This is a genomic window from Edaphosphingomonas fennica (assembly GCF_003034225.1).
In the GTDB taxonomy this organism is placed as follows: Bacteria; Pseudomonadota; Alphaproteobacteria; order Sphingomonadales; family Sphingomonadaceae; genus Sphingomonas_E; species Sphingomonas_E fennica.
Genome location: NZ_PHHF01000052.1, coordinates 1 through 19,062, shown reverse-complemented (window position 1 = coordinate 19,062; position 19,062 = coordinate 1). Strand labels below are relative to the sequence as shown.

Here is a 19,062-nt window from a genome sequence, read left to right as displayed (position 1 = left end):
GGCATCTTCAGAATCTGTAAAGCGGCAAGTCGCCTCGCGATTGGCCGGCATCATTGTCGAAATGAAACCGGATATCGTGTCGGGAAGGTCCAGTCTCGGGAAATGCGACGTTGGCGGCACGGCTGAGGCCGACCGGCAGCAAACTCCGCTCCCGCTCATTTGAGCCGCTGATCCCTGGGCGCGAGCCCCGGCCTCCTTCAATCAACCCGTAAAGGGTCCGCTTACGCTGGCGCGTGCGGCCGCGTGTCTCACGCGGTGATTGCGGCCTGGCCCCGGCCGGCGGGGCGCCTGTCGAGCGGGGACGGTCTCCGCTCCCGGACAGGAGATCCACATCATGCCGCTTTCCACCGCCCAGTCGCTCGCCTGGAACCTCGCCAAGACCCTGATGACGGTCATCGTGCTCATCCGGACGGATGACGGCTATGCCGTGATGCCCTGGTCGGAGTTCGACGGCAATCCCGGCCAGGTGGTGCACGAATATGATCCGTTTCCGTCGTGATCGGAGAGCCCGACTTCTTATAACGACGCCAGTTCCCGGTTTGAAACCAGCGTCCGACAAGCTAGGATGCCGGGGCAATATGCGCTGTGGTGGCGGAGGCGGGCGCGTCCGACGATCATTCGTCTTGAATGGACGCCCTATGACCATTTCTCTCGTTCTTGGCCTCCTTGCCGGTCTCTACATGATCTGGTTGCTGTTCACCCTGGCCGCCTACGCACTGCCGGTGGGAGCAGGAATCGCGCTTTCCCTTTGGATGCGCGATCAGGACTATGGCTACCTCGCCGCGATTCTTGGCGGATTTGCAGGGGGCGTCGCGATACATGTCATTGGGCAGACCCTGTTCGCGTCTATCCGATCGCCGATCATCAGGCTGGCCATTACCGTTCTGTTCGCGGTTCCTGCAAGTATCGCGGGTTATCATGCCGTGCAGGGGCTTGCGGGCCTGGCGATCGAGGACGGCATCTTGCTATCGATCCTGAGCTGTATCGGCGCGGTGTCGGTCGGAAGCGCTGCATGGATGCGGCTTGCCGGTTTGGACCCGGCGGCGTTTTCTTCAGATCCAGGTCCGACCAGGGTCGGCGCCCCTTAACCGCGTCAACACGCCCCGGTAGGAGCCATCGGTTCTGAGAAAGGTGCGAAATCGGCCTCCATCAGCTCGAGGCTCGCCAGACCATTTGGCATAGCCGCGACATGTCGGTCAGATCGCGTCGATCCGGGGGCTTCACCAGTAGCCGGTCGTGTTTGACTGTGGGTGCGGGCTGGCGGTGCGCGAAGCCGCGGGCTCATAGCCTCCGCGGAATCGTCCTGATGGGCGGCCTCCACGCCAGAGCGTTCCTCACCTGCCGCTGCCATCACGGCCTCGTATCGATGCGCTCAATGCCGCCAGGGCGCTAACGCTCGTTCGGCTTGCCGCAACGGCCTCGCCCGATTTTCTTCCCCCGGCGTTCCGCCGTTCCTCGCGGACAAAAAAATCCTCCTCGGTCCGTCCTCCGCTGTGCTGCGGGCCTGCGGCTGCGGCGCCGAACGCCTGTCGGCGGTCCCTGCGCATCGAGGCCGTGATTGGCGCGGCTCGAGGTGAAAGGAACAGCACAATGGCTAAGATCGGCAGCTTCAAGAAGGTTTCGGGCGAACTCCTCGGCCAGATCGTTACACTCTCGCTTCAGGCCAGGTCGGTCCGCATCGTCCCTGACGAACAGGCCACGGGCAATGCTCCCAGCCATCGGGTCTTGATCGACGATGCCGAGGTTGGTGCGGCGTGGAGCAAGCGGACTTCCGATGACCGCCCCTATCTTTCGATCAAGCTCGATGATCCCAGCTTCACCGCTCCGATCTTCGCTCAGCTCTTCACCGGCCAGGATGGCGAATACGACCTGTTCTGGACCCGGCAGGCGCGGCGAGGTCGGGACTGACTTCCCCGCGAGCATCACCCGGGCCGGCCGGGTGAAGCTTTCCCTACTATACTAGGTGGTGATATAGTAGGGCGCGCGCGACGTCATCCCGATGACACTGCGGGAGATCGTTGCGCGAAATCTGAGACGATTGCGGCAGGCCAAAGGCTTGTCGCAAGAGGAGTTGGCGCACCGTGCCGGTTTGGATCGCAACTATATCGGTTATCTCGAGCGTTCAAAGAACTCGCCAACCGTTGACACGCTTGAGCGGATCGCCGCCGAACTGGACTGCGATCCCGCCGCGTTTTTTTCACGTCCTGAATAAGCCCGCGAAAGAGGCGCTTCGATTCGCCAAGATAGGATGGTATCGCGCCCGCCCTGTTGGCCAATATTGCAAGCTCCGTGACTGGCGCCGCCGCATTTCACGGACCGAGCCTGCCAGGAGCGTCAGAATGTGATCGATCGAGCCTTTATGGAGAGCGCTCCGCAGGGGGAGATCATAACCGATTATGATATAGCCCATCTGCGCACTTATCTTCGTCTTCTCGATGCATATGCGGATGAAAGTGCGACGTGGCAGGAAGCCGTCCAGATCATCTTCGGTATCGATCCTGCAGTGGAATGTCTGCGTGCCCGGCGACTCTATGAAGGCCACCTGGCGCGTGCGCTCTGGATGAGCGAGACAGGCTATCGTCAGCTTGCGGCATTCGAACAGTTGAAATGGAAGCATTAAGTCAATAGCCCGGTGGCGGGCTGACGACGCCCATTAAGGCGCTTTGCATATCGCATAACCCCTTCAATCTTCCTCGCTTTCTGCAAGACGGAAAAACAGGGGAGGAATTGATGACGCCAGTTTCAGACTGGCGCGTGGACGATCCCGCGCCGAATCCCAACACAATTGATCTTCCTGGCCTGGCCTTCGAATTTCTCAGGCGCAATGCGGACTTCAGGAAGGACTGGTCGAACCGATCGACGCGCAGTAGCGAACAGGAGGCCAGCGTAGCTCAGCGCTGGGGGTTGCGATTTCGTTGTCGATCCGAACCATCCCGCACCCACTGATCGGCCGATCTGGCGGGCGGACGCGCTTCCCTTCGTTGTCCTGATCGGAGCGCCGCCGCACGGGTTCGGGCGAGAGGCCGGCATTGATCCCGATGAGCTTTGCGGCGTGTCCCTGCGCTTCGTGGATGCGGACGGCCTCCATATCGTGATCGGTGCGGGACATGATGTCATACGTCTCCGCTTCGAGCCCGGCTTGCGGGAACCGGGCTCAGTCATACTGCCATCCGAGCCGGGAGAGCGGACCCGCGTGCAGACATCCATGTGGTTCCTGCGCTGGTTCCGCGGTCGGGCTCGCGGCCCGTCGCCCGAAGCGTCGAAGCTGACCGACTTTCGCAAAGTACGGTTGCTCAAGCTTCTTCGCTTGCTGGACATGCTGCGCACAGGCGCATCCGCCCGCGAGATTGCCGAACAGCTGATCGATCCGTCGCTCGGATCCTTGTCCGCCGCAGCCTGGACCGATTGTTCGGAACGCAAGAAGATCGGTCGCTGGACAGTTGAAGCCGAAAGGCTTGTTGACGGCGGTTATCGCGACTTACTCCAGGGCCGATAGTCATGGGACATTTATTATTCGTCGCCCTGTCCCTTCTTTGCGCGCCTACTCTCCGACAGCTTGACCTCCTCATCGCCGGTGAACGCCGTCGTTCCCGGCCATTCTCAGGAGGACCCCCATGGAGCAGGCCGAAAGCGGCGCGACGCCGCGCTATCTCAAAGACGCCGATCCCGCTGCGATCGTGCGGCCGCAATATCTGAAGACCCCGGACGCCGCGACGCATCTCGGCCTTTCGCCGCGCACTCTCGAGAAACATCGCTGTTATGGCACCGGCCCGGTCTATCGCCGCCTCGGCGGTCGGATCGTTTATGCCATTGCCGATCTCGACGCATGGGCGGCTCTGGGTACGCGTCGATCGACTTCCGACCCGGGTGTCGGCACCGTCCATCCCGCCAAGCGCATTGTCGGCATCGACTGATCGCCATGGCACGCCCTCTTGCTCATCGATCTGCCGAGCGCGCCCAACTCGGGTTGTTTCGTTCCATATCGGGCGATCTCGCCGCGCGCGACGCCCAGGATCTCATGTCCTGGCCATTCTTCAGTCTGGCCAAGCGGAAGCGGATTGCTCCTATCGACTTCCGCATGGGCGAGACCTGGATTTCGGTCGAGGCTGTTCCCGAGCATGGCATGGCGACGATCTGGGACGCAGACGTCCTGATCTGGGCGGCCAGTCAGATTGTCGAGGCCCGTGATGCGGGACGGAGCACCTCGCGGCTCATGATGACCACGCCGCACGAGATTCTCGCCTTCACCGGCCGCGGAACCGGGCGGGATCACTATGATCGCCTGAAGGCTGCACTCGACAGGCTCCAGTCCACGACAGTTGCCACGTCGATCCGGCAGCAGCACCAGCGGCGGCGCCATCGATTCTCCTGGATCAACGAATGGCGCGAACTCGTCGATGGTCGCGGCCGCCCGCTCGGGATCGAATTGATTCTGCCCGACTGGTTCTACGCAGGGATCGTTGACCGCGCGCTCGTGCTCACGATCGACCGCGCCTATTTCGATCTCACTGGTGGGCTGGAACGCTGGCTTTACCGGATCGTGCGCAAGCATGGCGGACATCAGCCTGGTGGCTGGAGCTTCGATATTGCGCACCTGCATCTCAAATCGGGCGCACTTTCGCCCCTCAAGCAATTTGCATTCGACGTGCGCGGGATCGTCCAGCGTCAGGCATTGCCGGGCTACTCGCTCAGCCTTGATCATGCCTTCGGGCGTGAGCGGCTGAATTTCGTCGCCAAGCCTGTCGATGCGCTCGATCGGGCAATGCGCCGGCTGAAGCTAAAGCCTGTGGATAACCGGCCATGAGACTCGGCCTATTGGAAACCCTGCGGGTCGGCCGATTAAAAACCGCTGACTCGGCCTATTGGAAACCGGAAGCCTGCGCGACTCGCCGGAAATCCTCGCCAAATCGAGCCCCTACTAACTGTGCTAACAAGAGAGTCCTTCGGACTCTTGCTAACGCATCGCTCGATTGTGGAAATCGCGCAGCCATTGGGGTGAGACGCCGCAATGCGGAGACGCAGCCATGACTGCCTCTCCGCGAGTGCCGCGCAGACCTGCCTCCAAAGCCCGAACGGCCCGCGCTAGCAGGACAGAAATCGAGCTGATATGGATTGAGCAACGGCTTGAGCACTGGATACGCTTCGGCCGCATTGCCGGCGAACGCATCCTCAGTCGCAAGAGCCGTGTCGTTTTGTTCCGGCCCGATGCGATCATCGCATTCGTCCGGTGGTCGGCCAACGACTATGGAACGGTGCATTCCCGCATCGACATCCTGCGCGCCGTTCGCCCAGGCGATGCCTACACCACTGTACCCTTCGTGCGGCCGGGCGGCGAATTGCTGCTGTCGATACAAGGCTGGCCGAAAGTTCGCTTGTGCCTTGAAGCCATAGACCAGGTGGAGGCTGAGGGCCTCGATCCCTGCGATATCGCACCCGAACATTGGTGCCATGTCCACAATCGGTTGAGCGCCGGGCAAGCGGCTCGCGCCTATACCGTCGAACGCCATCAGGCATGGCTCAAGCGTCGGAAGCTCGAGGGATGACGCGCCGCCGCTACATCGTCGCGACGGTTATCGTGGCGTCCGCATTTGCCGCGGCGTTCGTGGCTACCGCGATGGTCGATCCACTCCCGCGCGTGATCTGGAATGCGAGCGCCAGCGCGCCGATCGGCCTCTATCGCATCCACCCCGATCGCGATCCGCCCACCGGCGCGCTAGTCGCCATCGCGCCGCCCAAGCGGCTGTCGCGCTGGCTCTCCGCGCGCGGCTATCTGCCTGAGGGCGTCCCGCTCCTGAAACACGTCGCGGCAAAAGCCGGGCAGACAGTTTGCCGGATTGATGACGCCGTGAGCGTCGATGGGCGACCTGTCGCTGTCGCCCGTGTGCGCGACAGCCGGGACCGTCCGCTGCCGGTGTGGCGGGGCTGTCGCACGCTCGAACCCGGCGAGATGTTCCTGCTCAATCCGTCCGTCCCGGACAGTCTGGACAGCCGCTATTTTGGCCCGCTTCCGGCTTCAACCATCATCGGACGGGCAACGCCGCTGCATCTGCGCGCGCCGTCCCAGCCTGCTTCACCCCCCAGCAAAGAGGAGATCGGCCATGCCGACGAATATCTTTGAACCCACCGGCGACGGCTATGCCGGGCGCATCCGGCTGTTCGGCATCGACGAGGAGATCGTGCTTGTCGCGCTCGATCCGGCCGAGGCCGATAACGCGCCCGATTATCGCATCCATCTCGACGACGAGGATGGTCCCGAGGTCGGCGGCGCGTGGAAACGGGTCGGCGAGCGTGCCGGCGATTACATCGCGCTGGAGATCGACAGCCCGATTTTCCGGTCGCCGTTTCGCCCTGTGCTGTTCCGCGCCGACGACAAGGAACGGACATTCAGGCTGTCGTGGAAGCGTCCCCGGCCGCGCGATCATCGCGCCGATCAACCGCGGCGATGACGTCCCTCCTTCCTCCCAGAGTAACGAAAGGCAGACCCATGAACCAGATTACCATCGGCACATTCCGTCGCGACAACGGCTCCTGGAAGGGCCGCATTCAGACACTCGGCCTCGACGCGCCGCTCTATCTCGCCGAGGTCGATCCCCGCGAGAACGAAGGCAAATGTCCCGACATGCGGGTGCATCTCGGCGACAGCGCGGACGGGTTCCCGATCGGCGAGGCGCGGCATCGCCCAGGTGGACCGGGCGGATTCCACATCGCGGTGCGGATCGATGGCCCGCTCTTTCCGCGACCGATCGACGCCATGCTGCTCACTGCCGGACATGGCGACGTCCATTATCTGGTCTGGAACCGTCCGCCCGAACCGGCCAGCGGAGGTTGAACCGATGCGCCGGTTCCTCCGTCACTTGCTCATTACGGTGCTCGCTATTGCGCAGTTCCCCGGTGCCGCCGTGGCGCAGGCCCGGCCGGCCGGACGCACGGTGACCAACCAACCTTTTGCTGTCCACGTCACCGATGCGGCGCAGCGTTTCGGCATCCCCGAGGCGTGGATATGGGCCGTCATTCGCGTCGAGAGCAACGGTGATCCCCACGCCGTATCGTCCGCGGGTGCGGTGGGCCTGATGCAGATCATGCCCGGCACCTGGGCGGCCCTGCGCGCCCGGCACGGACTGGGGCGCGATCCCTATGATGTGCGCGACAATATCATGGCGGGCGCGGCCTATCTGCGGGCGATGCACGACCGCTACGGCAATCCGACCGCCATGCTGGCTGCCTATAATTCGGGGCCGGGCCGCTATGACGAATACCTCTCCCGCAGGCGTCCGCTACCGCGAGAGACGCGCGCCTATCTTGCAAAGCTTGCGCCGATCACCGGCGGCTCGAGCGACATCCAGTTCGTCGTTGCGCCGCCACCTGATCCCCACGCCTGGCGTCGCGCCGCGCTGTTCACGGCGCGGACGAGTGACGTCGCGGCTGCGCGGGCCGCGTCATCCGATCGCACGCCCGACGCTCCCGGCGATGCTGCCACCGTTGCTGCCGCGCGGCAACTGGATGGACTTTTCGTATCTCTGTCGGGGCAGAGGACGCCATGAGCACCTCCAGCGTCCGCTGGCGCACGTCCGGCTATCCAGGGGTGACGGGGACACGATGCCAGCACATCGTAACTTCAGGAAATTTAGGATGGCGAGATAAAAAGGGCGCCACCTCAGGGCGCTTATATAGTTGTAATATAGCAGGATTTTCAGGTGGCACCGATTTCGGGTCGGTGGCACAATTTCCCCATTGCCCTCTGATTTCAGTCAGTTCCGGGGTGGCAGCGTCGATCATGAGGCTGTCATGACCGTTCGCGACGATGATATCCGGATCAGGCCGGGAAGAAGCCGCGATGCGGGGCGCGGCACGGGGCGCAGGGCGCAGAGCCTTGCCGCACAGGTGCGCCGGGCTGCCGCGAAGGCCGGGCATACCGCCAGGCGACCGTCGCGCGGCGGGGGCACTGGCCGTCATGGCCGCGGCCGGGTTGCCCGCCTCAAAGCGCGGCTGCCGGCCAATGCCCGTCGCGTCGTCATCAAAGCTCGCATTGTACGTCACAAGGGTGTGGGGTTCCGCGCTGCGCCGCTTGCCCGGCACTTGTCCTATCTCCAGCGCGACGGCGTGACGCGCGATGGGCGCGACGCCTCCATGTTCGACGCACGCTCCGATGCCGCCGATGGCCGTGCGTTTGCGCAGCGCTGCGAGGATGACCGGCACCATTTCCGTTTCATCGTCTCTCCGGAGGACGCGAACCGGCTGGAGGACCTGCGATCCTTCACCCGCGAATTGATGGACGATATGGCCCGGGATCTCGAAACCCGGTTGGACTGGGTCGCCGTCGATCACTGGAACACCGACAACCCCCATATCCATGTGCTGGTCCGCGGGATCGATCAGACCGGCGCCGACCTCGTCATTGATCGTGACTATATCAGCGAAGGTCTCCGCACCCGTGCAGCGGAACGCGTCACGCTCGAGTTGGGACCACGGAGCGAACTCGAAATTCAGACGGCGCTGGAGCAGGAAGTGGGCGCCGATCGCTGGACCAGCCTTGATCGTCGCCTGCAAAATATGGCCGCCGGGATCGACGACCTCGTCGACCTCCGTCCAGGCAGCGGTGCCGACCAGGACAGGCTCCTGCTGATTGGCCGGGCGCAAAAACTCGAGCGGATGGGACTTGCCGACAAAAAGGGTCCCGCCATCTGGTCGATCCGGCCCGAAGCGGAACAGACATTGCGTGACCTCTCGATCCGCGGCGACATCATCAAAACCATGCACCGCGCCATGAGCGAAGCAGGGCATCGCATTGAGCCCTCCCGCCTGGCAGTGCACGACACCCGGCCTGAAGACCCGATTATCGGCCGGCTTGTAGCGCGTGGCCTTTACGACGAGTTGCAAGGTACAGCCTATGCGGTCATCGACGGGATCGATGGCCGAACCCATCATCTGCGCTTCGAGGATCTGGAATATACCGGCGACGCGAAGACGGGGGCTCTCGTCGAAACGCGCATTTGGCAAAGCGCGCGAGGTGAACCACGCCTCTCTCTTGCTACCCGTTGTGACCTTACCCTTGCCGAGCAAATCCATGCGCCGGGCGCGACCTGGCTCGATCGCCAGCTCGTCGCCCGAAAGCCGCTCGCAATGGCCGATGGCTTCGGTGCTGAGGTGCGCGATGCAATGGCGGCGCGCGCGCGCCATCTCGAAAGTGCGGGATTGGCTCAGCGTCGCGGTCAGGGCTACCTCTTCGCGCGCGATCTGATCGAAACCCTCAAAGCCAGCGAGTTGGGGCAGACGATCGATGCCATCGGCCGGCGCACTGGCCTTGCTCATCAGCCCTCGGCGCCTGGCGACTATGTCAGCGGAATCTATCGCGAGCGGGTAATGCTCGCATCGGGGCGCTTCGCCATGATCGACGGCGGACTGGGTTTCCAGCTCGTGCCCTGGCGGCCGGCGCTCGATCACCATCTCGGCCAGCATATCACCGGAACCATGATGCCTGGCGGCGGCGTCGACTGGTCGCTTGGCCGCGGTCGAGGGCTCGGCCTGTGACCATTATCAATCTTGAACGGAGTCAATGACCATGAATGCGACACGCATCCTCTGGGGTCAGGTCGCGGCCGTGATCGGCCTGACTCTCGCCGGCGTCTGGTCGGCGACGCAATGGACCGCTCACGCATTCGCCTATCAGCCAGAACTTGGACAGCCCTGGTTCTGGCTTGGCTCCTGGCCCATCTATCCACCGCCCGCCTTCTTCTGGTGGTGGTTTGCCTATGACGCTTACGCCCCGCAAATCTTCGAGACCGGCGCCATGATCGCCGTGTCAGGCGCGCTGGCCGCTGTAGTGGTTGCCATCGCCATGGCGGTCTGGCGCGCGCGCGAGGAGAAGAAGGCGGAAACCTATGGCTCTGCACGCTGGGCCACCGAAAGAGAGATCCGCAAGGCGGGCCTCTATGCGGACGACGGCGTGGTGATCGGATGGCACGAAAAGCGCTATCTGCGTCACGATGGCCCCGAGCATGTGCTGTGTTTCGCGCCCACCCGCTCGGGCAAGGGCGTGGGCCTCGTCATTCCCTCGCTGCTCACCTGGCCGGGAAGTTGCATCGTCCACGACATCAAGGGCGAGAACTGGCAGCTTACCGCGGGTTTCCGGGCCCGGCACGGGCGCGTGCTGCTGTTCGATCCCACAAACCCTGCCTCTTGTCGCTACAACCCCTTGCTGGAGGTGCGCAAAGGTAAATGGGAGGCGCGCGACGTTCAGAATGTCGCCGATGTGCTGATCGATCCCGAAGGCTCCCTGGAGAAACGCAACCATTGGGAGAAGACCAGTCACGCCCTGCTGGTCGGCGCGATCCTCCATGTCCTCTATGCGGAACCGGACAAGACGCTCGCCGGCGTCGCCGCCTTTCTTTCCGATCCTGGGCGTTCGATCGAAACCACACTGCACAGGATGAAGACGACCCCGCATCTGGGAGAGGCTGGCGTTCATCCCGTCGTGGCGGCCGCCGCGCAGGAATTGCTCAACAAGTCCGACAATGAACGATCGGGCGTGCTTTCGACCGCCATGTCCTTCCTCGGCCTCTATCGCGATCCCGTGATCGCAAAGGTGACCGGCGCGTCGGACTGGCGCGTCGAGGACCTCGTTCATTGGCCCGCGCCGACCTCACTCTATCTCGTCATCCCGCCGTCGGACATCAGCCGGACCAAGCCGCTGATCCGCCTGATGCTCAACCAGATCGGACGGCGTCTGACCGAGGATCTGATGGTGCAGGGCCAGCGCCAGCGGCTGCTGTTCATGCTGGATGAGTTCCCGGCACTGGGACGGCTCGATTTTTTCGAAAGCGCACTGGCCTTTGTCGCAGGCTACGGGATCAAGGCCTTTCTCATCGCGCAGAGCCTCAACCAGATCGAGAAGGCCTATGGTCCGAACAATGCGATCCTCGACAATTGTCATGTGCGGGTCGCCTTCGCCGCGAATGACGATCGCACCGCCAGGCGGGTGTCGGATGCCCTGGGCACGGCCACCGAGCAGCGATCGATGAAGAACTACGCCGGTCACCGTCTTTCGCCATGGCTGGGCCACGTCATGATCTCACGCACCGAGACCGCGCGCCCGCTGATGACGCCGGGCGAAGTTCAGCAATTCTCGCCCGACGAGGAGATCGTCCTTGTCGCAGGCACACCGCCGATCCGCGCCGCCAAGGCGCGCTACTATCTGGATCCTCGATTTCGTGCGCGGTTGCTACCGCCGCCGGAGTTGCCCACGCTTGAGCCCAGGTCTCGCCCGAGCGATGACTGGTCGGCACTTGAACCGGTCGGTGCGCTGCCGACGCCCGGCCTGTCCGGCAGGAAATCGATCCACGAAGACATGAAGGCCCGGGAAAATGCCGGCTCGTCCGATGGGCTTCTGCGATCGTCTGGCGAGATCGTATATGCCGGGGACCCGGCAAGTTCCGGCGTCCGCCGTGAGCCAGGCCTGGCGGAGCATGAGGAAATCATGCGTCCTCCCGAGCCACCGGAGCGCGAGGCTTTTGCGGATGAATGCAGTCAGGATGGCGAAGGCGTCCACGCCGGGCGTCATGCGGGCCGAATCCCGCAACGCGACGCCCGCAATGCTTCGCTCGACCCCGACGACGGAATCGTGCTGTGAGCAACGGCTACGTCAAGCGGAGTATCCGGCTGCGCAGCGACCTCGCCCGCCGTCTTGCCGATCATGCCTCCGCGCGCCGCGCCAGCCAGACTGCCGTCATAGAGGCGGCGCTGGAATCGTTTCTGTCGCCCGATGCCTCCGACCGGCTGGAAGCTGCTCTCGCCCGTCGGCTTGACCGGTTGAACCGCGATCTTGCCCGCCTCGAATGGCATGTCGAACTCTCCAATGAGACGCTCGCCTTGTTCATTCGAAATTGGCTCAGCGCCGCGCCCGCAAGTCCCAACGGCAGCGATCAGGTGGCCAGAGCCCAGGCGCGCGAGCGATGGGAACGCTTTGTCGTCATGCTCAATCGGCGCATGGAGCATGGGCCGCGTCTCATGCGTGAACTCTCCGGCGAACATGACGGCAAATAGCCCATATCTGCGTTGACAAAGCGGGCATGTCTGCGGCTCCCGCTGAACCTGGACCGGAATGGAAACGCCCTGCTGGGACAGCTCAGCTTGCGTCCTGCCGCTGTACGGAAGCCGAGCGGGAGGCTTAAACCACATCATTGCGAACGTCTTGCGCAGTGCGATCAGGCTCGGCATGAGCGCCATCGCTGATCGGGTCGATGACGTTGGTCCAGCAAACGGTCGTGTCGTTCGCGCCTTAGCGCCTGCAGGCATGAGGCGACGGTTACATCATGAAAAAGGGGGGGGGGATGCGGCTTCGACGCGCTGTGTGGATATTGCTTGCGGCGAGCACAAGCTTGGCGACGACGGCAGGACATCAGGCCGTCGCGCACGACATTTCCGATGGGCTCTCTTCCCCCCGTGACATTCTGGTCACGGGCCCGAGGGACAGCGGTATCGGACATGACGGCCCGATCTCGATCGAGCGCCTTGATAGCGAAACCCTCGGAGCGCTGGCCATCCGCGACGGGTTCGATCTGGAGAACGCGAGCACCGCTCTGCGAATGCCCTCATCGGGCGCTCAGGTGGAAGGAGCCTCGATCCGCATCCGAGGCGTTGGCTCGCCGATGTTGCAACTCGGCATCGATCCGGCGGTTGCCCTTTATATCGATGACGTCTTCCGCAGCCGTTCCGGCATGCTCGGCGGCGACCTGTTTGATGTCGAGTCCGTCGAGATTCTTAAGGGCGCTCCGGTGTCCCGCGCAGCGATGAGCAGCACAGCTGGCGCCGTTCGGATCAACACGCGCAAACCCCAACTGGGAAAACACGAGGGGCAGATCGAGGCGGACTGGCAATCGAACGGCGCCAAACGCCTGCGCGCGATGGCTAATCTTCCCCTCGGAGCGGCGGTGGCTGGCCGGATATCCGGTTTTCGGAGCCGCGGGAACGGCGTCACTGGAGATTTCTGGCACCCGGCGCGTCGCCAGGATAATCTCGATCGATACGGCCTGCGAGGCCAGGTCCGGTTCGCCCCCAGCCCGACGACCACAATCGACATCGCCGGCGACATCAGCCTGGTCGACGAGAGTTGCTGTGCGTCAATCCGGCTGAACGGCTATGTTCCGGCATTCGATGGAAGCAGTCACGACCGGCCAGCACCCCGCCCATCCTGGCGCAAGACGCTCATCAACGAGCTGCAGCGTTCAACGGTCAGCGACCGTGGCGTGGCCATAAAGGCGCAGATCGACCTCGGCCGCGACCTTCGACTCACAAGCATATCCGGCTACCGGAATGTGCACAGCCGAACATGGGCAGAAGGCGATTTCACGCGTGCCGCCATCCTCGGCATTGACACGCTCGTGGACATCGAGGCCCTGACGCAGGAACTGCGGCTCTCCCGCGAAGTGGCGGCCAACGAGCCAAGGCCTGGCTGGACGATCGGAGCCTTTCTGCGCCGGGAACAGAATCGGCGTATTCGCAACTATGACTGGGGCGCGGACGTTCCGGCCTTCTTCCCGCCTTCGCTTGGTGCCGCGCCGGGCCGAGGCGCCGTCGATGATCTCTCGCAGAAGTTCGAGAGCATCGCGCTGTTTGCGGATATCGATCTGTTCCTTGTTCCTGCTCTGCGGCTACAGGCCGGTGGCCGGCTGGATGTTGACAGGAAAAGCGGCCGTGGACGCTTCGATCAATCCGTCCTGGTCGCATTACCGCGCGTCAACGACCGCTTCGATGCAAAACTTCGCAAGACGGTTCCCAGCTGGACCGCAAGCCTGCGCTATGCTCCCGACGACACCATCTCCACCTTTCTTACCTATTCCCGCGGTTATAAAGCTGGCGGAATCAACATGGCCCGTGAGGGAGCCGGCCTCGCTGGCGCATTGACCGATCCGGTGTTCGCACCAGAAACTGTCGATCACCTGGAATTCGGACTTTCGTCCCGGTTTTGGAAAGACCGCGCCGCGGTTTCCTTGTCGCTGTTCCTCGACGATTACCATGATATCCAGAACCACATCTTCATGCCGCCGATGTTCTATGTGAGCAACGGCCCCGGTGCGAACGTCAAGGGCGTGGAACTGGGTATCGATGTCCGGCCGGCTGCGCGAACCGCCGTCTCGCTGGATGTCACACACCTCGACGCTCGTTACGGGTGGGGAACCGATCTCGGTGCCGGCGGCGGCGACGTCGGCGGCGCCAGGCTCGGATGGGCGCCAGACTGGACCGTGGCCCTGGGCGGCAGCACTCGCATCCCTCTTGGTCGGGGCGACCAGACCCTGTTCGCCGACGGTCAGCTGATGTGGCGCGATTCCTACAGGGCCGCGACGAACGTCAGCGCCCGCTACGAAGTGCCACCCACATGGCTGCTAACCCTTCGCGCCGGCATTGAATGGGGGCGATATGCGATTTCCGCTTGGTGCAGCAATTGCCTCGGTACGGTCTATCCTGAGGTTATCTTCAATAATCCTGTCGATCAGAGGTCGACTGGCCAGGTTGCGCTGGAAAGCTATCCCGGCCAGCCCCGGCGGCTGGGGTTGACATTGGCTGCCCGTCTCGGACCGCTCGATCGCCTGGTGGTCGGGCGCTAGAGAAAATAGACAGGCTCTGCTTGCCATCCGGAACCCGTTTCCGAAGCCGAACGTCTGCGCTTCAGTGAACGTTGGGTGCTACGCCCCTGCTTCGCGCGAGCACGAGCGGTCGTTGGCGCCTGTGCATCCTGGTGATAGCGCTGCCAGACGCGCGATACGATCTCGCGCTCTTCAGGGCCGACCGCGACCGCGTAGATTGATGTCGTCTGGATATCTGAATGACCAAGCCATCGCTGCACGAGATTGAGCGGCGCGCCGGCGCCCAGAGCAGCCACGGCAAAGCCATGGCGAAACCCTTTGGGGGTTGCCTGAGGTCCAGTGACACCGGCTGCATCGAGTACGCCTGTCACATGACGCCAGGCCGTGGTTCGCGACCACGACCAGATCCGGTTGCCGCGCCGTACATCCCCGATTTTCAGTAACAGCGCGACAAGGCCGCGAGAAATGGGGACCCGACGGAAAACACCTTTTCTGCGCCGCTTGAGCGTCTCGAAAATCACGTACAGGTTGGCCGTGTCGATGTGGTCATGATCGATGGCCAGAGCTTCGGAAATCCGACATCCTGTCTCGGCCAGCAGCCTGCAAAAGCCATGGACTTCTGCGCTCTGTGCCTTCGCGATCTCGAGGAAATCGTGGACTTCATGTCGATTGAGATATTTACGATGACCATATTCATCGAAGATTGACCATAACATCGCTTCACAATTGCTCCCACACATGGACGGGGGCGCCGCGGCTGGATGAATGTCCCGAGAGCTGCCAACTGTTCGCTGGGGTCGACCGCGTCATCGTTAGGCAGGGAACCTGTCGTTACATTTTACCAGCTAACGAATATTGCGCTTACCTTACGTCCATCCTCTCTCTCACGCGTCGACGCCAAAAGGCTCGGGCTGGCTGGATTCAGCCGGCTCGTCCCCCGACGTTGGCGCTGCAAGAAGGGATTTTTTAGGCGATTTTCTTGGGTGCGACAGGCGCGATTTGTCCGAAATTGGGACGAGCGGGAACGGGGTGTAACGAATTGGAACGATGGATAATGAAGGGCGCCTGATTCAGTTCGGCCTATGGGGGATCAGCTCGAGAATAATGGTGACGGTCGTTCCGACCGTCTCTTTGCTTTCGATGTTGAGAGACCCCCCCAACGTCTGCGTAATTCTGGATACAAGCGAGAGACCAAGTCCAGACCCCTCGATTGTGCGCGCGTTCGCAGCCCGTACAGACCGCATTCTGATGGTGGGCAGCGCGTCTTTCGGGATCCCGATGCCATGGTCGGCAACCTCGATAACAGCGGACGAACCCCTGCAGAAAAAATTCAGCATAATGGGAGTGTCGTCCCCGATTTTCGCATATTTCGCCGCGTTTTCGAGCAGATTAAGTATGGCCAGCGCAAGCATATCGGCATCAACATTGGCCTGTGCCTGCCAGGACTCGGGATCGATATTCACCTGTATTGGAGGACCTTGAAGGAGATCCCGGGCCCGATTGCCGGTGGCAGCCACCAGACTTGCAAGCAGGGTCGGTGACTTTTCAGCTATGAAGTTGTTTCCCTGGACGCGACTACGAGTGAGATTGAGTTCCAGCGTTTCCACCAGACGCGAAATTCCTCGACGTATCCGCTCGATCCGTTGCCGGCTCGCGCGATCGGCGGACGACAGCCCCAGTTCGAGGCTGTCGACATTCGACCGGATCGTCGCGAGAGGCGTTCGATACTGATGCGAAATCACCTCCAGGAATCTCACCTGCTGCTCCTGGGACTGCAGTTCCGCACGCAAGGCGTCTTCGGCGATCTGCTTTGCCGCCACCAGCTCCCGGGTGCGTTCTTCGACCATGGTCGTCGCACGACGTTCGGCCGCGCGGGCTGCGCCCAGCGCCTGGCGCTCCATGTCGCGATGCGCCGCCTCTGCGGCACGCAGCTGAACGACCAGCGCCGCCGTCAGGAGAAGCGTATGTATGAGACTGGAAAGAGCGTAACCGTGCGCCACCCAACTGGGCAGAGGGATAAACGCGGTGCGCTGGGCGATGGTGGCAACGAGCCCCACGACCAGGACCAGATAGGCCGCCGCCGTCAGGCGCTCCTTGCTCCCGCCTTCAGCCGCTTCCCGCAGACTTTGGGCGACGGCGAGCGCTGCAAAGCCCAGCAGGATGAACTGCCCGACAGAACCGATCTCAATGGTCTTGTGGGCCAGGGCGAAGCAGATCCCAATCACCGCAAACCCTGCGCCGCATAAAAATGCGCGCGAAACGACCGGACGGCGGCCGGGCAGGTCCAGGATCTCTCGCGCGCAAAGGCTCGAAGTAAGCATTCCAAACCACATCGCGCTGCCCATGAAGATGTCGTTGCCGATGCCTCCCTGGGGAAAGAGCAGAAAGCGGGATAGGCCCATATTGCCGAGATAGACGAGCATCGCGCCGAAGGTCGCGGCCGCGATCAGGAGGTAGACCTTCTGGCGCCGATAATAAAAAAAGACGATCTGAATACACAGAAGAACAGCCATTCCTCCAAACCATAAGCCGGCCAGAAGACTTCCGGTTACCGTGTGGGCGACGTGATCCCCCGCGGGATACAAACTTGCCGAAAGATTGAGCGAGGAATCGGTACTGGCCGCCCGGATATAGATCGTCGTGGGCGCGTCTTTCCCGACGTTCAGGCGCACAGCATAGCCAAGCGAGGATTGCCCATCGGACGGAATGGGCCTGTTGTCGCCGAAGGAGTAGCGAATAAAGTCACCGGCAGCCGGGTTGTGTTTGCTATCTGCAACGAAAACGTCGATTTGATCGGTGAATGATGGAGTGATCCACAGGACCAGCTCCTGATCATCCCGGGCGCTGCGCAGGTAAAACCTCGTCCATACCGCAACCCGCTGATAACCAAGATTGATGCCGTTTCGCGGCGCCGCCGAGAAAGCGCCCTCGTTGCCGTTCAGAACGGAGTAGAGGGTTCTGCGCTGGCCCGGGTCGAGCAGGACCGTCATCCGCCGGTTCAAATCCATAGTCCCGCGGAAATTCGGCGCGAGAGTTATCTGAGCGGGATCAGGCGCGGGATTGGCAGCGCGCACGGCCGGCATCCCGACCAGCCCGGTCAGGAACAGAAGGAGGGCCAGACTAAGGGAAACAAGAATGCCTGCCACGTCGATGGTGATCTGTCTCATCATGGCAATTGGGGAGGAGATAGGCTCGTCATTGTGACCTACGTTGATTAAAAGCGGCCACCTATGACTATCGCTAACGATCATCAATCTTCCGACGCGCCCCCCAGAGTCCTCCTCGTAGAGGATGATGGCGAACTCAGGCTGGCGATCGCCGACTATCTGCGCCTTCGCGGACTTGACATCGTCGAGGCCGAGTCGGGTATCGGCTATTTCCAGGCGCTGCGTACCGGACGGTTCGATGTTGCCGTGCTCGACGTCAACCTGCCGGACATCAGCGGACTGGAACTCGCGCGCGACCTTGCCGGCGAACACAATTGCGGCATCATTGTTTTGACGGCGCGCTCTGCCCGGCAGGACCGGATCGAAGGCTATTCGGCGGGGGCCGATATCTACCTAACAAAACCGGTCGATACCGAGGAGCTCTTCCTTGCAATCCAGAATCTGAGCCGCCGCCTATCGCGGACGTCGCAGCCTCTCGGGCTTGAGCGCCCCGAAAGCAGCCTGAGTTGGTGGCTGGATCTCAGTCGAGGGCTCCTTATTGCGCCCTCCGGCAGATCCATAACTCTGACCGGCCGCGAGCTGCTTCTCATGCAGCATATTGCCGAGGCGCAGCAAGGCGCAACGGTGTCGCGCACGGATCTGATCACGGTGCTTGGCTACCGAACCTTGCCTCCGGAAAGCCGGAGTCTCGATGCTGTTTTGCGACGCTTGCGCCAGAAGGCGATGGCGGCCGACATCACGCTGCCGCTCCATTCCATCCACTCGCTAGGTTTCCGCTTTACAGCCCCGATCTCGATTGCCTGACGCGAATAGCAGGCCCGTCCAGAGGTGTAAGCTAGGTTAAGGCGAAGAGAGGGGAGAAAATCGCGCCCAAAAGGTCCGCTGAGGGTGCATCGCGGCGCTTAACCTGCAATGGCGCATGCCGCGCAGGATTCAATGAGGGGCAGCCAAGCCTGTCCAGCAACATAAAAAGGCAACGGAGCGATAACTGTATGAAATATCTTGGTTTCCTATGTTACACTATACTGGAAAGTGTTACAAACGGCGGATTTCCGCCGTTTTTGTGCGATCAGGCGTCGCGCGCACGCAGCTCAACCAGTGGTCGGGCAAGGAGATCGGAATGATCAGCCTCACCTTGGGACGGGGTGGAAAACGCAAATATCTCACGAACGAGGAACGTGACGCGGCGCTTGCCGAGGCGGCTGGAATGGAAGAGCGGGTCTATACTTTATGCCTCGTCTGCGCGGCGACAACTACGATGGCCGGTTGAGCGGCGACTATGATGGCCGGTAGGATCGGTTGTCTGGTCTGATCGT

22 protein-coding genes are annotated in these 19,062 nt (G+C 62.3%); 20 read left to right on the top strand and 2 right to left on the bottom strand.

The window, feature by feature from the left end:
* Nucleotides 1–334 precede the first annotated feature (334 nt).
* The 18 genes from CV103_RS22475 (at nt 335) to CV103_RS12945 (ending at nt 14,600) form a co-directional block, all read left to right on the top strand.
* Complete coding sequence (locus CV103_RS22475; RefSeq protein ID WP_170112634.1) at nt 335–499, top strand: hypothetical protein; 165 nt, start codon at nt 335–337, stop codon at nt 497–499.
* A 139-nt stretch (nt 500–638) separates the two neighbouring features.
* The gene (locus CV103_RS13025; RefSeq protein WP_107395167.1) at nt 639–1,088 is read left to right on the top strand and encodes a hypothetical protein; all 450 of its coding nucleotides are present in this window, start codon (nt 639–641) and stop codon (nt 1,086–1,088) included.
* Nucleotides 1,089–1,590: 502 nt separating this feature from the next.
* Nucleotides 1,591–1,908 carry a DUF736 domain-containing protein gene (locus CV103_RS13020; protein WP_107395166.1) on the top strand — a complete coding sequence of 106 codons (318 nt, stop codon included), beginning with the start codon at nt 1,591–1,593 and terminating at the stop codon, nt 1,906–1,908.
* Between the two features lie 91 nt (nt 1,909–1,999).
* Nucleotides 2,000–2,212 carry a helix-turn-helix domain-containing protein gene (locus tag CV103_RS13015; RefSeq protein WP_107395165.1) on the top strand — a complete coding sequence of 71 codons (213 nt, stop codon included), beginning with the start codon at nt 2,000–2,002 and terminating at the stop codon, nt 2,210–2,212.
* 147 nt (nt 2,213–2,359) lie between these two features.
* A complete protein-coding gene (locus CV103_RS13010; protein ID WP_107395164.1) occupies nt 2,360–2,620 on the top strand; it encodes a DUF2285 domain-containing protein in 261 nt (86 codons plus the stop codon).
* Nucleotides 2,621–2,730: 110 nt separating this feature from the next.
* Nucleotides 2,731–2,946, top strand: a complete 216-nt coding sequence (locus CV103_RS23235) for a transcriptional regulator domain-containing protein (RefSeq protein ID WP_107395163.1) — start codon at nt 2,731–2,733, stop codon at nt 2,944–2,946.
* A 106-nt stretch (nt 2,947–3,052) separates the two neighbouring features.
* On the top strand, nt 3,053–3,496 hold the full coding sequence (locus tag CV103_RS13000) for a DNA -binding domain-containing protein (RefSeq protein WP_107395162.1): 444 nt from the start codon (nt 3,053–3,055) through the stop codon (nt 3,494–3,496).
* Nucleotides 3,497–3,614: 118 nt separating this feature from the next.
* Entirely contained in the window at nt 3,615–3,914 is a 300-nt protein-coding gene (locus CV103_RS12995; protein WP_245896816.1) for a helix-turn-helix transcriptional regulator, read from the top strand.
* The gene (locus tag CV103_RS12990) at nt 3,914–4,804 is read left to right on the top strand and encodes a replication initiator protein A (protein ID WP_107395175.1); all 891 of its coding nucleotides are present in this window, start codon (nt 3,914–3,916) and stop codon (nt 4,802–4,804) included. The genes CV103_RS12995 and CV103_RS12990 overlap by 1 nt, the downstream gene beginning before the upstream one ends.
* Nucleotides 4,805–5,024: 220 nt before the next feature.
* Nucleotides 5,025–5,543: a DUF2840 domain-containing protein gene (locus CV103_RS12985; RefSeq protein WP_107395161.1), complete on the top strand. Its 519-nt coding sequence runs from the start codon at nt 5,025–5,027 to the stop codon at nt 5,541–5,543.
* The gene (locus CV103_RS12980; RefSeq protein ID WP_107395160.1) at nt 5,540–6,118 is read left to right on the top strand and encodes a S26 family signal peptidase; all 579 of its coding nucleotides are present in this window, start codon (nt 5,540–5,542) and stop codon (nt 6,116–6,118) included. The genes CV103_RS12985 and CV103_RS12980 overlap by 4 nt, the downstream gene beginning before the upstream one ends.
* The gene (locus tag CV103_RS12975; RefSeq protein ID WP_107395159.1) at nt 6,099–6,446 is read left to right on the top strand and encodes a DUF736 domain-containing protein; all 348 of its coding nucleotides are present in this window, start codon (nt 6,099–6,101) and stop codon (nt 6,444–6,446) included. Before CV103_RS12980 ends, CV103_RS12975 begins: the two co-directional genes overlap by 20 nt.
* Nucleotides 6,447–6,484: 38 nt before the next feature.
* Nucleotides 6,485–6,829, top strand: a complete 345-nt coding sequence (locus CV103_RS12970; RefSeq protein ID WP_170112633.1) for a DUF736 domain-containing protein — start codon at nt 6,485–6,487, stop codon at nt 6,827–6,829.
* Nucleotides 6,830–6,833: 4 nt separating this feature from the next.
* Nucleotides 6,834–7,541 carry a lytic transglycosylase domain-containing protein gene (locus CV103_RS12965; RefSeq protein WP_211314394.1) on the top strand — a complete coding sequence of 236 codons (708 nt, stop codon included), beginning with the start codon at nt 6,834–6,836 and terminating at the stop codon, nt 7,539–7,541.
* 244 nt (nt 7,542–7,785) lie between these two features.
* The gene (locus CV103_RS12960; protein WP_107395156.1) at nt 7,786–9,528 is read left to right on the top strand and encodes a relaxase/mobilization nuclease domain-containing protein; all 1,743 of its coding nucleotides are present in this window, start codon (nt 7,786–7,788) and stop codon (nt 9,526–9,528) included.
* Nucleotides 9,529–9,559: 31 nt separating this feature from the next.
* A complete protein-coding gene (locus CV103_RS12955) occupies nt 9,560–11,626 on the top strand; it encodes a conjugal transfer protein TraG (protein WP_107395174.1) in 2,067 nt (688 codons plus the stop codon).
* Nucleotides 11,623–12,039, top strand: coding sequence for a CopG family transcriptional regulator (locus CV103_RS12950; protein ID WP_107395155.1), 417 nt, complete (start codon nt 11,623–11,625; stop codon nt 12,037–12,039). Before CV103_RS12955 ends, CV103_RS12950 begins: the two co-directional genes overlap by 4 nt.
* A 335-nt stretch (nt 12,040–12,374) precedes the next feature.
* Nucleotides 12,375–14,600 carry a TonB-dependent receptor gene (locus tag CV103_RS12945; protein WP_170112632.1) on the top strand — a complete coding sequence of 742 codons (2,226 nt, stop codon included), beginning with the start codon at nt 12,375–12,377 and terminating at the stop codon, nt 14,598–14,600.
* Here CV103_RS12945 and CV103_RS12940 read toward each other — a convergent pair.
* Both CV103_RS12940 and CV103_RS12935 read right to left on the bottom strand, forming a co-directional pair.
* Nucleotides 14,597–15,295, bottom strand: a complete 699-nt coding sequence (locus tag CV103_RS12940) for a tyrosine-type recombinase/integrase (protein ID WP_107395153.1) — start codon at nt 15,293–15,295, stop codon at nt 14,597–14,599. The genes CV103_RS12945 and CV103_RS12940 overlap by 4 nt on opposite strands.
* A gap of 354 nt (nt 15,296–15,649) precedes the next feature.
* The gene (locus CV103_RS12935; RefSeq protein WP_146163430.1) at nt 15,650–17,830 is read right to left on the bottom strand and encodes a sensor histidine kinase; all 2,181 of its coding nucleotides are present in this window, start codon (nt 17,828–17,830) and stop codon (nt 15,650–15,652) included.
* On the opposite strand from CV103_RS12935, the gene CV103_RS12930 reads away from it, so the two are divergent.
* Together CV103_RS12930 and CV103_RS22465 are read left to right on the top strand one after the other, a co-directional pair.
* Nucleotides 17,810–18,550, top strand: coding sequence for a response regulator transcription factor (locus CV103_RS12930; protein ID WP_107395151.1), 741 nt, complete (start codon nt 17,810–17,812; stop codon nt 18,548–18,550). The two genes, CV103_RS12935 and CV103_RS12930, sit on opposite strands and share 21 nt — an antisense overlap.
* A 316-nt stretch (nt 18,551–18,866) precedes the next feature.
* Nucleotides 18,867–19,016: a hypothetical protein gene (locus CV103_RS22465; protein ID WP_170112631.1), complete on the top strand. Its 150-nt coding sequence runs from the start codon at nt 18,867–18,869 to the stop codon at nt 19,014–19,016.
* Nucleotides 19,017–19,062: the final 46 nt, after the last annotated feature.

What these genes read in the sequence shown, in the direction of transcription:
- CV103_RS22475 (WP_170112634.1), top strand. Translation starts at nt 335, where the DNA reads ATGCCGCTTTCCACCGCCCAGTCGCTCGCCTGGAACCTCGCCAAGACC.
- CV103_RS13025 (WP_107395167.1), top strand. Translation starts at nt 639, where the DNA reads ATGACCATTTCTCTCGTTCTTGGCCTCCTTGCCGGTCTCTACATGATC.
- CV103_RS13020 (WP_107395166.1), top strand. Translation starts at nt 1,591, where the DNA reads ATGGCTAAGATCGGCAGCTTCAAGAAGGTTTCGGGCGAACTCCTCGGC.
- CV103_RS13015 (WP_107395165.1), top strand. Translation starts at nt 2,000, where the DNA reads ATGACACTGCGGGAGATCGTTGCGCGAAATCTGAGACGATTGCGGCAG.
- CV103_RS13010 (WP_107395164.1), top strand. Translation starts at nt 2,360, where the DNA reads ATGGAGAGCGCTCCGCAGGGGGAGATCATAACCGATTATGATATAGCC.
- CV103_RS23235 (WP_107395163.1), top strand. Translation starts at nt 2,731, where the DNA reads ATGACGCCAGTTTCAGACTGGCGCGTGGACGATCCCGCGCCGAATCCC.
- CV103_RS12995 (WP_245896816.1), top strand. Translation starts at nt 3,615, where the DNA reads ATGGAGCAGGCCGAAAGCGGCGCGACGCCGCGCTATCTCAAAGACGCC.
- CV103_RS12985 (WP_107395161.1), top strand. Translation starts at nt 5,025, where the DNA reads ATGACTGCCTCTCCGCGAGTGCCGCGCAGACCTGCCTCCAAAGCCCGA.
- CV103_RS12980 (WP_107395160.1), top strand. Translation starts at nt 5,540, where the DNA reads ATGACGCGCCGCCGCTACATCGTCGCGACGGTTATCGTGGCGTCCGCA.
- CV103_RS12975 (WP_107395159.1), top strand. Translation starts at nt 6,099, where the DNA reads ATGCCGACGAATATCTTTGAACCCACCGGCGACGGCTATGCCGGGCGC.
- CV103_RS12970 (WP_170112633.1), top strand. Translation starts at nt 6,485, where the DNA reads ATGAACCAGATTACCATCGGCACATTCCGTCGCGACAACGGCTCCTGG.
- CV103_RS12965 (WP_211314394.1), top strand. Translation starts at nt 6,834, where the DNA reads ATGCGCCGGTTCCTCCGTCACTTGCTCATTACGGTGCTCGCTATTGCG.
- CV103_RS12960 (WP_107395156.1), top strand. Translation starts at nt 7,786, where the DNA reads ATGACCGTTCGCGACGATGATATCCGGATCAGGCCGGGAAGAAGCCGC.
- CV103_RS12955 (WP_107395174.1), top strand. Translation starts at nt 9,560, where the DNA reads ATGAATGCGACACGCATCCTCTGGGGTCAGGTCGCGGCCGTGATCGGC.
- CV103_RS12940 (WP_107395153.1), bottom strand. Translation starts at nt 15,295, where the DNA reads ATGTTATGGTCAATCTTCGATGAATATGGTCATCGTAAATATCTCAAT.
- CV103_RS12930 (WP_107395151.1), top strand. Translation starts at nt 17,810, where the DNA reads ATGACTATCGCTAACGATCATCAATCTTCCGACGCGCCCCCCAGAGTC.
- CV103_RS12935 (WP_146163430.1), bottom strand. Translation starts at nt 17,830, where the DNA reads ATGATCGTTAGCGATAGTCATAGGTGGCCGCTTTTAATCAACGTAGGT.
- CV103_RS22465 (WP_170112631.1), top strand. Translation starts at nt 18,867, where the DNA reads ATGATCAGCCTCACCTTGGGACGGGGTGGAAAACGCAAATATCTCACG.